Raw genomic sequence first — 14,574 nt, 5'->3', positions numbered from 1 at the left:
TCAGTCCTGCTCCGCCTGGTCGAGCTCGTCGATCTCTTCCAGCGCGGCGAGGTAGCCCGCCCAGAACTCCTCGGGAACCTCGTCCGTCGACCCGTACCCGTGCCCGTCGTCGTACTGACCGCCCTCCACCGGCCCGGGTCCCGGGACGGGGATGTTGCAGCCGGAACGGGTGAGGGTGCAGGTCGTCCGGGACAGCAGACAGGCGCTCGGTCGAGTCACCAGACAGGTCGTCGGACGGGTGACGGTGCACACGACGGTGCGGGTCAGGTTGCACCCCGGTGCGCGGGTCAGCACGCAGGTGGTCGTCCGGGTGAGGTTGCACACCGCCAACCTGGTGTTCAGGCAGGCGATGATCGGCCGGGTGACCACCGGAGCGACCATCAGGTCGACGTTGAGTTCGTCGAGCACCGACTGGATCGGGTTGGCGAACGTCCAGGTGCCGTCGTCGGATCCGGCGAACAGCAGTCCGACGACGTTGCGGTTGTCGTCCATGACCACCGAACCCGAGTCGCCGTGGTCGGAGAACCTGGCCGACTTGCTGGTGTCGGTCTGGATGCGGACCTGGTGGTGCAGCGTCCGGTTGCCCACATCGCTGCCGTAGTCGATCGAGACCGTGAAGTCCGTGGAGACGATCGAGCCGTAGGTGAGCTCGGTGGTGCGACCACGCTTTCGCACCGCGGTGCCGACCGTCGCCGCCGTGTGACCCGCGACGTCCCCGATGTCCTGAACGGTCGCGCTGGTCGCCTTCCCGGAGTCGATGGTGACGACCGCTCCGTCCACGTCGTCGGACAGGGTCGCCCGGGTCAGGCTGCCGAACTGGTTGGCGCTGGACCCGCCGTCCAGCAGCGACGGTTGGACCATCCGGTCACCCACCGACCACGTGTTGTTGACACAGGCCACGTGGAAGTTGGTCAGCGCCATCGTGGCGCCGTTGCTGCGATCACGGACCATCGCGCCGAGCGTGCCGGCGAAGATGTAGTCACCCTCGGTCGGCACGTCCGGCGGCGCGAGGTGGACGCTGCGCAGCGGGCCCATCGAGATGCCGCCGTGCAGCGTGGCATACACGGTGGTGTCGACCTCCGGGGTCAGCTGCGTGACCGCCTCCATGGCCGGCCCCTGCAGCACGACCTTCATCTGCTGCACATCCGTCGGCACACCGTCGATCTCCTTGGGGACCCGATCGGCCGCGGACAGTTTCGAGTTCGCCTGCTTCTCCTCGACGAAGACGACGATCGACAGTTGACCGGTGTTCTTCCCGTCGGTCTCCTTGTCGGCGATGTCGACGCCGATGACGTTCTTCTTCGCCAGCAGGTCCGCCTCGGCCGCCTGCTTGACGCCGCGGATCTGTGCCCGTGCCTGTGCACGCTCGTCAGCCATGGGAGTCTCCTTCCCGTCGTCGTGCCCGTGTCTCGAGCTCGTCTGACCAGAAGGAGGCGGCGCGGCCGGTGGTGATACGTGGGACCTGCGCAGTCGTCGCGCGCCGGACGCCGACAGAAACTCTTGATGCCGGATGTATCACCGGGGCGATCCGGGCCTCCTGCAGGATGTCGACACCTACCCGAACCCCAGGAACCGGTGGCAGGCCAAGGCTCCCGGCGCCATACTGGGAGGCACCGGGTCCCGCGGTCTCAAGGAGACACCATGAATGATGGCGCCCGCGCTGATTCGTCCACGGCACAATCGGTTTCGCCCGTGGTGCCCATTCCGGCCTCGGCCGCCGCGCGCTTCTCCGCGCGTCTGCTCGATCCCGACCAGTGGCCGGTCGGGGACGACGGTCGGCCCGCTTCGCCGACCCTGTACGTCGGCGACCGGATCGTGGTCCCTGGCTCCTCCGAGCGCAGCGCCGACTCGGCGGTGAAGCTGGTCCAGGAGTTGGTCGGTGACCGCGCGCGGGTCGTGGTGGTCAGGTCACAGACCACGGGGGAGCGCAACTACCGCGAACTCGGGCTGGACGAACGCATCCGGGCGGTGGCCCCGACCGTCCTGCGCCTGGTGCCGACCAGTGCCGATCCGCGACCGGTGGATGCCGCCCAGTGGGTGCTGCGAGCCCGCGATGCCGGCATACCGGCCGGTTTGAGCCACATCATGACCGTTGCCGGCTACCTGCAGGGTGTCGGATACCTCCAAGGCGTCGGTTACCTGCAGGGTGTCGGCTATCTCCAGGGGGTCGGGTACCTCCAAGGGGTTGGCTACCTGCAGGGCGTGGGGGCTGAGGCGGCCGGGGCGTCGCGTGCCCCGGTCAGCTGGGCCGCGCCCGATCCGGCCGACGGCGTCGACAACAGCGACGGACCGGTCGTGGCGTTGCTGGACACCGGGATCGGTGAGCACACCTGGTTCACCCACAGCACCGACCGCAATCCCAGCCTCGGCGGCCAACCCATCGGGTTGCGGTTCGCGCCGGCCGACGACACCGAACAGAGCGGTGTCACCCTCGACCGGGTCAACGGGACGCTCGACCCGCTCGCCGGGCACGGCACGTTCGTGGCCGGCATCGTCCGGCAGCACTGCCCGACGGCGTCGCTGATCAGCGCCCCGGTGATGTATGGCGACGGCACCGCCGACGAGACCGATCTGCTGGCCGCCCTTACCGACCTGTACGTCTACCACCTGCTCGCCTGCGGCGGACACACCGACGCCCGACCGATCGACGTGCTCTCGCTGTCGATGGGCTACTACGCCGAATCGCCGGACGCGGTGGTGCACGGCAGCGCCCTGGCGGCGATCCTCAAGGCGTTCGGGGACGCCGGGGTCAGTGTCGTCGCGGCCGCGGGCAACGACGCGACGACGACGCCGTTCTTCCCGGCCGGCCTGGCCGCGGGTGGCGGCGGCAGCGTGCCGCTGGCCGCCGTCGGCGCCACGGACCCGGGACAGGCGCTGGTGTCGGTGTACTCCAACACCGGCTCCTGGGTCACCGCCTACCGGGCGGCGACCAACGTCGTGAGCACGATGCCGATCACCTTCAACGCAGCGGCACGTGCCACCCTCTCGACCAACGGCGGAAGCCTGCCGGCCCGTGCGTCGGTCGACATGGACGACTACTCGGCCGGTTTCGGCATCTGGAGCGGCACGTCGTTCGCGGCGCCCGCGCTCGCAGGGGACATCGCCGCCGCCCTCGGCTCCAACGCGGGGCCGGACGACGACAGCCGTCGGCACCGCCTCACGGCGGCGGTCCAGTCGTGTCTGGGTGATCCGTCGTGACGGCGGTCGGCTCCCGCCGGGACGGTCTGGCCGACCGGGCCGCCCGCTGCTTCCGCGACTACCGCGGCGGTGACGACCTCGCGATGGGCCGCCTCGTCGATGCCGTCACCCCGGTGATGTGGCACGCGGCCCGGGCCGCGGGTCTCGACGCAGCCACCGCGGAGGATGTGGTCCAGGAGGTGTGGCTGACGCTCTACCGCCAGGCGGACCGGATCGCCGACGCGCAGGCGGTGTTGCAGTGGCTGCTGGTCAGCACCCGTCGCCGGGCGTGGGCGGAGGCGCGCCGGTCGACGCGGGTCCAGGCGGACGACGACTCCACCGATCGGGTGGCACCCGCGGAGGACGGCCCCGAGGCGATGGTGCTGCGGTCGGACTCCGAGCACACCCTCTGGCGGCACTTCCAGCGGCTGTCACCGCGCTGCCAGGCGCTGTTGCGCGTGGTCGCGACCGGCGATCGGCCGGATTACGCAGGCCTGGCGGCGGCGATGGGTGTCTCGGTGGGCAGCATCGGCCCGACCCGGGGGCGTTGCCTGGCGAAGCTGCGGGCGTTCCTGGAAACCGATCGCGGATGGGAGGGCGCGCGATGAGCGACATCGACGAACTGGCAGGACAGCCGCTGGACGCAGCAGACGAGCGGATCCTGCGCTCCCTGGGTGGCATCGTCGCCGCCAACGACCCGGTGCCTGCCGGGCTCCTCGAGCGGGTGAAGTTCGCCCTCACCGTCGAGGCGCTCGGCGCGCAGGTCGCCGAGTTGCTGGAGCCGACCCCCGTCGGGGTGCGGGCGTCATACGAACCGATCACGACGGTGACCTTCAACGGCGACGAGGTGACGGTGCTGCTCACCCTCGACTCCGAGCGCAGACCACGCCGCCGCATCACCGGCTGGCTGAGCACGACCGAGGTCACCGTCCAGGTGCACGGTCCGGACGGCCAGGTCGACGCGACCCTCGACGAGGACGGCCGTTTCGAGGTCGACTTCTCCCGAGCGGGGTTGGTGCACTTGGTGATTCAGCAGACCACGGAACCGCGACCGCAGCCGCTGATCACCCCGCCGATCCAGATCTGAGAGGACCCCGGATCACCACCTCGTATGCCGAGCGCGAACTCGCCCAGGCCCGACGACTGAACACCCTGGGTCAGTGGTCCGCGTCCCGGGCCAGGCTCACGGAGGTCGTCGACCGGCTGGTCTCGGGCGACACGCAGGAGACCGAGATGCTGGGGCGGGTGCTGGTGACCAGGGCGCTCGCGGATCTGCACGTCGGCGGACCGGACGCGGCCCGCCGGACACTGGGGGAGGCGCGCCGTGCGGCGCGGGCTGCGGACTCGCGGTACGTCGTGGCGCTGGCGTTCGTGCAGGAGGGCACGATCGCCATGTATCGGGGGGACTGGGAGGCGGGGCTCGCGGCGCTGGACCAGGTGCACGAGGATGATCTGCGTGCGCCTGCCGAGGTGCTCGCGGTGCTGCTCAACCGTGGTCTTGCCAGCATCACGCTGCGTCGGCCGGCAGCCGGCCGACGGGATCTGCGTGCGGCGCTCAGGCTTGCGCTGCAACAGGATTGGCCGGAAGTCGTCTTCAAGGCCCGGCACAACCTGGGCTGCCTGGAGTTCTTCGTGGGTCACCTGCCCGAGGCCATCCGGATCATGCAGGAGGCGGACGAGCTGCCGGTGCGGGTGGACCGGCTGCAGTCCCGGCGTGACATCGCCACGGCGTTGCTCGAGGTCGGTCTGGTGGACCCGGCCCAGGAACTGTTACGGCTGGCGCTGCGCAGCGCCCGGGGTCGCCACCTGCGACTGGACGAGGGCAACATCCTGTTGGACCTGGTGGGTGCCCAGCTGCTCGCCGGAAACGTCACGGGTGCTGCGCGCAGTGCGGCGGCCGCCGTGCGCGCCTTCCGTTCGTACGGCGACGAGCGGCTCGCCGCGCACGCCGACCTGATGGCGACCGCGGTGGACCTTGCCCGCGGACGGACGAGGGCCGCGCCGCGCCCGGAACTGGTCGACACCCGGACCGCGGCCGGCCGGACCGCGACCCGTCTCACCGCCGAGCTGCTGATCGGAAGCGGCGACCTGGTGGAGGCGGCGGGACTGCTCGACGAACTGGCCGGAGCTCCCGCGGACGGGATCGACACGGTGATGCACGAGCATCTGCTGCGCGCGCGGATCGCCGCGGACGCCGGGGACACCGCCGGCACCGAGCGTGAGTTTCGTTCAGCGGCACGGAAGCTGGCTCGGATGCAGGGATCGGTTGCCAGTCTGGAGACGCGTGCGGCGGTGGCTGTCCACGGTGCCCGCCTCGCTGACTTCAACGTGTCCCGGGCGATGCGCCGCGGTGACCCCGCCGAGGTGTTCCGGGCGGTCGAGCGGTGGCGGGCCGCATCGCAGCGGCTGCCCGCGGTCCACCCGCACCCGGACCCGAGGGTGGCTTCGTTGGCGTCCCGTCTGCGGCAGCTGCGTCACGACGTGCAGGCCGGCGACGACCGGGCGGACCGCCGTGCCGACATCGCTGCCCTGGAGGCCCAGCTCGGCCGACGGTTGTGGTCGGCCGGTGCGTCGGACTCGGCCGTCGGGTTGGCGCCGGTGTCCTACCGCGGCCTGCGCGCGCAACTCGACGCCGCCGGCACGACGTTGCTCTACTACTTCTGGGACGCGGACACGATCCATCTGCTCAGCTGCGGTCCGGGCGGGTCCGCGGTGCGGCGACTGGGTGACACGCGCGTGGCGAAGGGGCTCGCCGAACGCCTGGAGGCGGACCTGCGGGTTCGCGCGCACACCGAACCCGGCGGTGCACTCGGGGCGGCGATCGACCGGGGGGTCGCCCGCACCCTCGAGCGGCTAGACACGCTGCTGCTACCCGGCGACCTGGAGCCACGCACCGATTCGGTGCTGATCGTGCCCACGCCGGAGCTGGGCTCGTTGCCCTGGAGCATGCTGCCGAGCCTCTCCGAGCGCTCGGTGGTGATGGTGCCCTCGGTCTCCAGATGGTGTTCGATCCGCGACCAGGAGACACGGGCAGGTTCCGCCGCGTTCTTCCTGGGACCCCGGATCGCACACGGCCCGGCCGAGATCGAGCAGGTCGAGCGGGTATGGCGCGCCACCGGCCTCGCCGTCACCGGTCATCCAGGGGCGACCACCGTCGACCTGCTCGAGGCGTTCCGGTCGAACGACCTGGTCCACGTGGCCGCACACGGGGTCCACGCACAGCAGAGCCCGCTGTTCTCCCGGCTGGAGCTGCAGGACGGCCCGCTCTTCGCCCACGAGCTGACCGGTGTCGGACGGATGCCGCAGCACGTGGTGTTGTCCGCGTGCGATCTGGGCAGGTCGCGGATCGGTCCGGGCGACGAGCCGTTGGGGCTGGCCGCGGCGCTGCTCGGCCTGGGGGTGCGCAGTGTGGTCGCGGCGGCGGGACCGGTGAACGACGCGCAGGCCGCCGAGATCATGGGCGGCTACCACCAGGGGCTGGCTGCCGGCCTCAGCGCGGCGCAGAGCCTGCGCGCGGCACGGGCGGACCACCGCGGCGCGGCGATCTTCAACGTCTACGGCGCGGACTGGACGGCGGTGCGCGGCGCACCGGAAGAATCCGCCACGCCGGCGGGGGAGAGGAACGCGGTGAGCGCGTCGGCATACATCCGCTGATCGTCCCTGCCGACCAGCTCGCGGACCGAGTGCATCGACAGGGTCGGTGCGCCGAAGTCCACCGTGGTGACGCCGGTCAGCGCCGACGTGATCGGGCCGACGGTCGAACCGCACGGCAGGTCCGAGCGCACGACGAAGCGTTGCACCGGCACGTCGGCCTGCTCGCACGCAAGTGAGAATGCCGCGGCACCAACGGAATCGGTCGCGTACCGCAGGTTGGTGTTGATCTTCAGCACCGGGCCGCCGTTCATCGCGATCTGATGCTGCGGCTCGTGCCGGTCGGCGTAGTTCGGGTGCGTCGCGTGTGCCATGTCTCCGGAGGCGATCACGCTGCCGGCCAGGGCTCGATGCATCGCCTCGCGGTCACCGCCGAGGGTGCGTGTGATGCGCTCCAGCGTGGTCATCAGCAGCGCGGACTGGGCGCCGCGCTCGGAGACCGAGCCGATCTCCTCGTGGTCGAACAGCGCGAGCACCTGCGTCGTCGCAGTGCCCGGCGCCGACTCGTGTGCCCGGATCAGGGCCAGCGTCCCGGCATACGAGGTGGCCAGGTTGTCCATCCGTGCGCCGGCGATGAACTCCTGCTCGCGGCCGAAGAACGCCGCGGGCTGCAGGTCGTAGGTCATCGCGTCCCAGGCGAGCAGGTCGCCGGTCGCGACCCCGAGCCGCTGCGCCAGGTAGGCCCGGAAGTCACCCGGTGTGTCACCGAGACCCCAGTGCGGCACCAGGTGCTGCTGCGGGTTCAGTTGCTCGCCCTCGCGGGCCGACCGGTCGAGGTGTATGGCGAGCCGGGAGATACGGAGGATCGGCTCGTCCACCACGAACAGCCGTTCAGCGACGCCGTGGCCGTCGCGGACCGCGGCGCGTCCGGCCACTCCGAGGTCGCGGTCCATCCAACTGGGCGCGATGATCCCGCCGTACGGCTCGACACCGAGCAGCTGCCAGCCGGCCCGGGCGACGTCCGGCTGTGGCTTGATGCGGAAGTTCGGCGAGTCGGTGTGCGCCCCGACCAGCCGGATCGGGGTGGTCGCCCCGGCGGAGTGCCGGGTCGACCAGGCCAGCAGGGACCCGCCGCGGATCAGGAAGTAGCCGCCGGGCTCCGTCGGCCACTCGTCGCGCTCGTCCAGCCGGCGGAAGCCGGCGCCGCCGAGCAGCCGCGCGGACTCGGCGCACGCGTGGAACGGGGTCGGCGATGCGGCGAGGTAGTCGATCAGGCCGCTACCGACGTCGGGCGCCGCGTTCGTCGCTGGGGCGCCCGTCACTTGTTGGAGTCCTCCAGGCCGCCGCGCGCCTGTGCCAGCCAGGCACGGCGCGCCTGCAGCGAATCCTCGAGTTCCTTCGCCTTCTTGTCGTTGCCGCTCTCCCGGGCCTTCGCGAGGTCCGCTTCGAGGTCAGCGACGGCCTTCTCCAGTTGGTCGACCATCGACTGGGCACGGGCGGCCAACTCGGGGTCGGTCTTCTTCCACTTGGAGTCCTCGGCGTCGCGCACCGCCTGCTCGACCTTGCGCATCGCCTGCTCGATGCGGGACAGGTCCTTGCGCGGCACCTTGCCGGCGGCGTCCCACCGGTCCTGGATGCTGTGCAGCGCAGCCTTGGCGGCACCCAGGTTCTTGACCGGCAGCAGCGCCTGAGCCTCCTTGAGCAGTTGCTCCTTGACCTCCAGGTTGGCCTCGAACTGCTTGTTCTCCTCGGCGACCACCTCGTCCTTGGCCGCGAAGAACGCATCCTGCGCCGCCTTGAACCGGGCCCAGAGCTTGTCGTCGTCCTGCCGGGACGCGCGGCCCGCCTGGCGCCAGTCACCCATCAGCCGCTTGAACGCGGACGCGGTGGGACCCCAGTCCTTGGAGGCGGCGAGGTGCTCGGCCTCGGTGATGAGCCGCTCCTTGCGCGCCTTGACCGCGGCGTGCTCCTCGTCGAGGCGGGCGAAATGGGCCCGGCGCGTCTTGTCGAACCCGTTGCGGGCGTGGCTGAACCGCTGCCACAGGGCGTTCTCGGTGGGTTTGTCGAGTTTGGCCCCGGAGCGCTGCTGGGTCTTCCACTCGTCGAGCAGGGCGCGCATCCGCGCGGTGCTGGACTTCCACTGGATCTTCTGGGTCGGCTGCGCGGCGATCTGTTCCGCCTCGGCGACCAGGGCCTCCCGCTGCTCGGCAGCCTCCGCCCGGGCGGCGGCGCGAGCCTCACCCTCAACTTGAGCCTTCGCCTTCAGGGCGGTCGCGATCTGCTCGACCGTGGCGTCCAGTTGGGCGAGATCGCCGACGACGTGCGCGCTGCCGACCTGCTCGCGCAGGGCACGCAGGGCCTCCTGCCCGTCGTGCGCCGACAGGTCGGTCTGCACCACTCGCTGCAGCAGCAGACCGGCGGCAGCGGCGAGTTCGTCGTACTTGCGCGCGAAGTAGGCGAGGGCCTCCTCGGGCGTGGCCTCCGGGTACGAACCCACCTCGCGGTCGCCGTCCGGCGTGCGCACGAAGACGGTGCCGTCCTCGGCCACCCGCCCGAACGAGGCCGAGTTGCTGGCGACCGTGGGCGCCGGAGCGGGGGCCTGCGGGGTCACCGGAGCCACCGGCGGGTGCGGCGTCGGAGTCGTCGGCGGGTGCGGCACCGGCGCGGTGGGCGGGTGCGGCTTGATCGACGCGGGCGACGGGGCCGGCGAGGCCGGTGTCGGTGACGGTGCCGCCGCGGCCGGCGCCGGCGTCCCGGTCTCCGCCGCGCTCTGCTGCTCCTCCGGCGCCGCCGGCGCAGCGGGTTCGGGCGCGACCTGCTCCGGTGCCGGGTCCGGACGTTCCTCGGTCGTCTCCACCTGGGGCACCGCCTCGGCGGACTCGTCCGTGGGCTGCGGGTTCTCAGGTGACATGCTGTGTTGCTCGCTCATGATCGTCCCCTCCTTCGTCGGGTCCGATCCTTCGCCTGGTCCCATGGGTCGCTCGCTGCGCTCGCTCATGCCTTCTTCTTCTCCGTGACGGTGACCTTGAGGATGCTGATCGGTTGGGTCGGGGCGCCGTCGCCCGTCGAGCTGTTGGTGCCCGTCTTGGCCACCGCGTTGACGATGTCCATGCCGTCGACGACCTTGCCGAAGATGGAGTAGCCGCCGGTGTTGGTGGGCAACTGGGTGTCCTTGTAGACGATGAAGAACTGGCCGCCGTTGCTGTCCGGGTCGTCGCCGCGAGCCATCGCGACGGTGCCCGCCGGGTAGTCGCCGTTCTCGGGGGCGTTCTCGATGCCGAAGCCGTAGCCGGTGGAACCCGTGCCGGTGCCGGTGGGATCGCCGCACTGCAGGACGTAGATGCCCTGCGTGGTCAACCGGTGACACGGACTGTCGTCCCAGTAGCTCTTGGCGAGCTGGAGGAAGGACGCCACGGTCTGCGGCGCCTTGTCGCCATACAACTCGAAGGTGACGTTGCCACAGGAGGTCTGCAGCACGGCAGTGAATGTCTTGCCCTGTGCCGTCCTCTTGGACGGCAGTTGCAGCTGCGGCGCGGACGCCGCCGGCGCGGGTGGCTTCGCACAGTGCAGTGAGGTCCCGACCACGCCGAGGGTGGCCGACGTCGAGGCCGCGCCGGTGCCGCTGCCACCCGGGTTCGCGGTGCTCGACCCGCACGCGCTGAGGCCGACCACCGAGAGGAGGCAGGCGACCCCCAGGACGGACCGTGTCCGGTTCAGACGCAAGGGTCGGATCTCCTCGGTGTTGTCCCTCCGGCGGATGCGCGCAAGGTACAGGGGTCGGGCAAACGTCCGCCAGTCTATGCGGTCCCGTCTGGATTTCCACCGGATAGTCGGCGGCCGATACGTCGTCGTGACCTCCACCCGGCCCCGATAGGCTCGACGGGTGCTCACCGCGTCGTTCCCCGCCACCATCTTCGGCACCAACTGCTACGTGCTCGCGCCCGGCCAGGGCGAGGAGTGCGTCATCGTCGACCCGGGCATCGGGGTCGTCGACACCCTGCGTGACGCCCTCGCCGAGCTGCGGCTGCGGCCGGCGGCAGTGCTCCTCACACACGGGCACGTGGACCACGTCTACTCCGTGACCCCGGTGTGCGCCGGCACCACCGCGGCATACATCCATGGGGAGGACCGGTACCGGCTGAAGGACCCGATCGGCTCCCTCGGCCCGCAGCTGGTCGGGATGTTCGAGCAGCAGTTCGGCAAAGCACCGACGTGGAGCGAGCCCACCGACGTGGTCGAGATCCGCAACCACGAGACGCTGGAGCTTGCCGGTATGACGTTCGACGTGCGACATACACCCGGACACACCGAAGGCTCGGTGCTCTTCGGCATGGAGCAGGTCCCCGACGGACTACCCGCGGAGGCCGAGGTGACCTCGACACAGCTGACCGGTGACACGCTGTTCGCCGGCTCGATCGGGCGGACCGACCTGCCCGGTGGCGACGGCGCGGCGATGACCCGGTCGTTGCGCGACGTCGTGCTGTCGTTGCCCGACACGGCCCTCGTCCTGCCCGGGCACGGCCCCGGCTCCACCATGGCGCGCGAACGCGCCACCAACCCGTATCTCCAGAATCTTTAGGAACATCCACACATGGCAACCAAGGTCACCCCGATCAGTGGCTTCCAGGAATGGCTCCCGGCCGACCGCATCGCCGAACTCGTCGTGCTGGACACGATCCGCGAGGTGTTCGAACTGCACGGCTTCGCCTCGATCAACACCCGGGCGATGGAGACCGTCGAGCGTCTGGCCGGACAGGGCGAGGACGCCGACAAGGAGATCTACGGTGTGCGCCGGCTCGCGGCGGGCCCCGATGACGCCGGCGACACGTCCATGGGGCTGCACTTCGACCTGACGGTCCCGTTCGCGCGGTACGTGCTGGAGAACTCCGGCAAGCTCACCTTCCCGTTCCGCCGCTACCAGATCCAGCCGGCCTGGCGCGGGGAGCGCCCGCAGCGCGGCCGCTACCGCGAGTTCATCCAGGCCGACGTCGACATCATCGACGTCGGGTCGCTGCCCGACCACTACGAGGCGGAGCTGCTGCTCGTCGTCGCGGATGTGTTCTCCCGGTTGCCGATCGGGGAGTACCACATCCACGTCAACGACCGGAAGATCTGTGAGGGCTTCTACCGCGGGCTCGGCATCGAGGACGTGACCGGCACGCTGCGCATCGTCGACAAACTGGACAAGATCGGCGCGGACGGTGTGCGCAAGCTGCTGCTCGAGGCGGGCTGCACCGAGGAACAGGCGAAACAGTGCCTGGCACTGGCCGAGATCCGTTCGAACGACACCGGTTTCGTCGATCAGGTGCGCGCCCTCGGGGTGGAGCACGAGATGCTCGACGAGGGTCTGGCCAAGCTCGCGGGGATCATCGAGGTCGCGAACGAGCACGCACCCGGTGTCGCGGTCGCCGACCTGCGGATCGCCCGCGGCCTGGACTACTACACCGGCACCGTCTACGAGACGATGCTCGTGCGCGACCCCGGCTACGGCTCGATCTGCTCCGGCGGGCGGTATGACGCCCTCGCGAGCGACGGGAAGCGGACCTTCCCGGGCGTCGGCATCTCGATCGGCGTGTCCCGGCTGCTCGGCAAGCTGATCACCGAGGAGGGCCTGACCGCCTCCCGCGAGACCCCGGTGACGGTCCTGGTCGCCGTGAACGACGAGGACTCGCGCCGCGACTCGATGCGGGTGGCGACGGCGTTGCGGGCGCGCGGCATACCGACGCTGGTGGCGCCGAAGGCGGCCAAGTTCGGTAAGCAGATCCAGTTCGCCGACCGCCGGGGTATCCCGTTCGTGTGGTTCACCGGTGCCGACGGCGATCAGGTGAAAGACATCCGCAGCGGCGACCAGCAGCCCGCCGACGCCGCCTCCTGGCAGCCGCCGGCCGACGACCTGCGCCCGTCACTGGTCCTCCCGGAAACCCCCTGAACCGACAGGCTCACATCTCACCCGCAGGCTCACTAATTTCGGCGGATTTCGCCGATCGTTCTGAGCCGGTGGGTGCGTTTGTGGGCCTGTCGGTTCGTGGGTCGTCGGGTGCGTTTGTGGGTCTGTCGGTTCGTGGGTCGTCGGGTGCGTTTGTGGGCCTGTCGGTTCGTGGGTCGTCGGGTGCGGTTGGCCGGGTCGGTTTGAGCCCGAGGTGGCCGAGGTAGGTGTCTGCCAGCGCGGTGATCGTCTCCTCGTCGCCGGCCCGCCACTTCTCGACCGGCCGCGGGTCGACGTCGGCGAGCAGACCGGCCGGCAGCCGGGTCAACGCGTCCAGTGCCAACAGGTCGGCGCCGCCGGGCTGCCGCGCCAGGACCGTGGCGCGGCCGGCGCGGCGGGCGTAGCCGACACGCAGGAACAACCAGCCGAAGACGGCCACCAGCACCGGGACCAGCGCGACCTCGAAGCCGATCGCCGCGCCGAGTTTGCCCAGGTTGTCGGCGAGTTGTCCGCCGGCGTGCTGCAGGCTGGTCGCGGCGTCGGCCGACTTGTCGATGGGTTTGCGGACCTTGCCGCCGATCAGCGGGGTGTGGGACAGGATCTGCGCCGCGTTGTGCAGGTGTCGGGCCAGGTCGCCGCCGCTGCGCTCGATGTTGCGGGCGCCGTCCTGCGACCCGGACACCTGCGAGTGCACGTGCAGGCCGAGCCAGACCCACGCCGCGATCCAGCCGACGGTCAGTACGTCCCATCCCACTTGTCGCAGCGCGCGCGACCGGCGCTCGGCATACAGCTTCACCGGTGTCCTCCTTGCCCCTTCACGTCAGTGCAGACGACGCGCGTGAGAGTGTCGTTCCGTGGCAATGGTGACCCCACTGGAGCGATCGATGCGTGGTTGGCTGGACCACCTGCGCGTCGAGCGCGGGGCGTCGCCGCACACGCTGCGTGCCTACGAGCGTGATCTGCGACGGTATGCCGAGCATCTCGCCGGCAGGGGCATCGACACCGCGGACCGGGTGACCGAAGGCGACATCACCGACTTCCTCGCGACGCTGCGCGAAGGAGACGCCGACCACCAGCCGCTCGCGGCGTCCTCGGCGGCGCGGACCATGGTCGCGGTGCGCGGTTTCCACCGGTTCCTGACGCTCGAAGGGGACGCCCGGATCGACGCCGCGGCGGCGGTCTCCCCGCCGAAGCCGCCGCGCCGGCTGCCGAAGGCGATCCCGCTGGACCAGGTCGAGCGGCTGCTCGCGGCCGCGAGTGTCGGGGACACCCCCGCCTCGCTGCGGGACCGGGCGCTGCTCGAGCTGCTGTACGGCATCGGCGCCCGGGTCAGCGAAGCGGTCAGCCTCGACGTGGACGACCTGGACTTCGAGTCGGCGACCGTCCGGGTGCTCGGCAAGGGCGGCAAGGAGCGGGTGCTGCCGCTGGGCCGGTATGCCGCGGAGGCGCTCACGGCATACCTCACCCGGGCGCGCCCGGCGCTCGCGACCAAGGGCACGGGGACACCGGCGATCTTCCTGAACCAGCGCGGCGGGCGGCTGTCCCGGCAGTCGGCGTGGAACATCATCCAGGCCGCGGCCGCACGTGCCGACCTGCCCGGACACCTCAGCCCGCACACGCTGCGGCACTCGTTCGCGACGCACCTGCTGGACGGCGGCGCCGATGTGCGGGTGGTGCAGGAACTGCTGGGGCACGCCTCGGTGACGACGACCCAGATCTACACGATGGTCACCGTGCAACAGCTGCGTGAGGTGTTCGCCACGTCGCACCCCCGCGCCACCTGACGCCGTCACCCGGGACCGGGTACGGCGAATGGTCACCGCGGCGAGCCTCCCATCCCGCCGGGACGGTCGGATGTATTAGGTTTGACCGCGATCGCC

12 protein-coding genes are annotated in these 14,574 nt (G+C 70.8%); 7 read left to right on the top strand and 5 right to left on the bottom strand.

The window, feature by feature from the left end; translation table 11 throughout:
- The gene (locus FHU39_RS08765; RefSeq protein ID WP_183319992.1) at positions 1-1,377 is read right to left on the bottom strand and encodes a chymotrypsin family serine protease; all 1,377 of its coding nucleotides are present in this window, start codon (positions 1,375-1,377) and stop codon (positions 1-3) included.
- 264 nt (positions 1,378-1,641) lie between these two features.
- Between FHU39_RS08765 and FHU39_RS08760 the strand changes: the two genes are divergently transcribed.
- The 4 genes from FHU39_RS08760 (at position 1,642) to FHU39_RS08745 (ending at position 6,831) form a co-directional block, all read left to right on the top strand.
- On the top strand, positions 1,642-3,198 hold the full coding sequence (locus tag FHU39_RS08760) for a S8/S53 family peptidase (protein ID WP_183319991.1): 1,557 nt from the start codon (positions 1,642-1,644) through the stop codon (positions 3,196-3,198).
- Positions 3,195-3,785, top strand: coding sequence for an RNA polymerase sigma factor (locus FHU39_RS08755; protein ID WP_343065789.1), 591 nt, complete (start codon positions 3,195-3,197; stop codon positions 3,783-3,785). Before FHU39_RS08760 ends, FHU39_RS08755 begins: the two co-directional genes overlap by 4 nt.
- On the top strand, positions 3,782-4,264 hold the full coding sequence (locus FHU39_RS08750) for a hypothetical protein (RefSeq protein WP_183319990.1): 483 nt from the start codon (positions 3,782-3,784) through the stop codon (positions 4,262-4,264). The genes FHU39_RS08755 and FHU39_RS08750 overlap by 4 nt, the downstream gene beginning before the upstream one ends.
- 146 nt (positions 4,265-4,410) lie before the next feature.
- Positions 4,411-6,831: a CHAT domain-containing protein gene (locus FHU39_RS08745; protein WP_183319989.1), complete on the top strand. Its 2,421-nt coding sequence runs from the start codon at positions 4,411-4,413 to the stop codon at positions 6,829-6,831.
- Here the strand turns inward: FHU39_RS08745 and FHU39_RS08740 are convergent.
- From FHU39_RS08740 to FHU39_RS08730, 3 genes are all read right to left on the bottom strand, one after another.
- Positions 6,732-8,090 carry a M18 family aminopeptidase gene (locus tag FHU39_RS08740; protein ID WP_183319988.1) on the bottom strand — a complete coding sequence of 453 codons (1,359 nt, stop codon included), beginning with the start codon at positions 8,088-8,090 and terminating at the stop codon, positions 6,732-6,734. The genes FHU39_RS08745 and FHU39_RS08740 overlap by 100 nt on opposite strands.
- Positions 8,087-9,697: a DUF349 domain-containing protein gene (locus tag FHU39_RS08735; protein ID WP_246336189.1), complete on the bottom strand. Its 1,611-nt coding sequence runs from the start codon at positions 9,695-9,697 to the stop codon at positions 8,087-8,089. Before FHU39_RS08735 ends, FHU39_RS08740 begins: the two co-directional genes overlap by 4 nt.
- Positions 9,698-9,762: 65 nt before the next feature.
- Positions 9,763-10,491, bottom strand: a complete 729-nt coding sequence (locus tag FHU39_RS08730; RefSeq protein ID WP_246336188.1) for a peptidylprolyl isomerase — start codon at positions 10,489-10,491, stop codon at positions 9,763-9,765.
- 160 nt (positions 10,492-10,651) lie between these two features.
- Here FHU39_RS08730 and FHU39_RS08725 point away from each other — a divergent pair, with 160 nt between their 5' ends.
- Together FHU39_RS08725 and hisS are read left to right on the top strand one after the other, a co-directional pair.
- Positions 10,652-11,347, top strand: a complete 696-nt coding sequence (locus FHU39_RS08725; RefSeq protein WP_183319986.1) for an MBL fold metallo-hydrolase — start codon at positions 10,652-10,654, stop codon at positions 11,345-11,347.
- A 12-nt stretch (positions 11,348-11,359) separates the two neighbouring features.
- Positions 11,360-12,697, top strand: coding sequence for a histidine--tRNA ligase (hisS, locus tag FHU39_RS08720; protein WP_183319985.1), 1,338 nt, complete (start codon positions 11,360-11,362; stop codon positions 12,695-12,697).
- A gap of 10 nt (positions 12,698-12,707) precedes the next feature.
- Here the strand turns inward: hisS and FHU39_RS08715 are convergent, their stop codons facing one another.
- The gene (locus tag FHU39_RS08715) at positions 12,708-13,490 is read right to left on the bottom strand and encodes a PT domain-containing protein (RefSeq protein ID WP_183319984.1); all 783 of its coding nucleotides are present in this window, start codon (positions 13,488-13,490) and stop codon (positions 12,708-12,710) included.
- Between the two features lie 64 nt (positions 13,491-13,554).
- Here FHU39_RS08715 and xerD point away from each other — a divergent pair, with 64 nt between their 5' ends.
- Positions 13,555-14,478, top strand: coding sequence for a site-specific tyrosine recombinase XerD (xerD, locus tag FHU39_RS08710; RefSeq protein WP_246336460.1), 924 nt, complete (start codon positions 13,555-13,557; stop codon positions 14,476-14,478).
- The last annotated feature ends 96 nt before the right edge of the window (positions 14,479-14,574 follow it).

The sequence above is a fragment of the Flexivirga oryzae genome, assembly GCF_014190805.1.
Classification (GTDB): Bacteria; Actinomycetota; Actinomycetes; order Actinomycetales; family Dermatophilaceae; genus Flexivirga; species Flexivirga oryzae.
The sequence above is the reverse complement of the archived record's forward strand: the minus strand, read 5'-3'. Positions and strand labels throughout refer to the sequence as shown.

What these genes read in the sequence shown, in the direction of transcription:
- hisS (WP_183319985.1), top strand. Translation starts at nt 11,360, where the DNA reads ATGGCAACCAAGGTCACCCCGATCAGTGGCTTCCAGGAATGGCTCCCG.
- xerD (WP_246336460.1), top strand. Translation starts at nt 13,555, where the DNA reads ATGGTGACCCCACTGGAGCGATCGATGCGTGGTTGGCTGGACCACCTG.
- FHU39_RS08765 (WP_183319992.1), bottom strand. Translation starts at nt 1,377, where the DNA reads ATGGCTGACGAGCGTGCACAGGCACGGGCACAGATCCGCGGCGTCAAG.
- FHU39_RS08760 (WP_183319991.1), top strand. Translation starts at nt 1,642, where the DNA reads ATGAATGATGGCGCCCGCGCTGATTCGTCCACGGCACAATCGGTTTCG.
- FHU39_RS08745 (WP_183319989.1), top strand. Translation starts at nt 4,411, where the DNA reads ATGCTGGGGCGGGTGCTGGTGACCAGGGCGCTCGCGGATCTGCACGTC.
- FHU39_RS08735 (WP_246336189.1), bottom strand. Translation starts at nt 9,697, where the DNA reads ATGAGCGAGCAACACAGCATGTCACCTGAGAACCCGCAGCCCACGGAC.
- FHU39_RS08750 (WP_183319990.1), top strand. Translation starts at nt 3,782, where the DNA reads ATGAGCGACATCGACGAACTGGCAGGACAGCCGCTGGACGCAGCAGAC.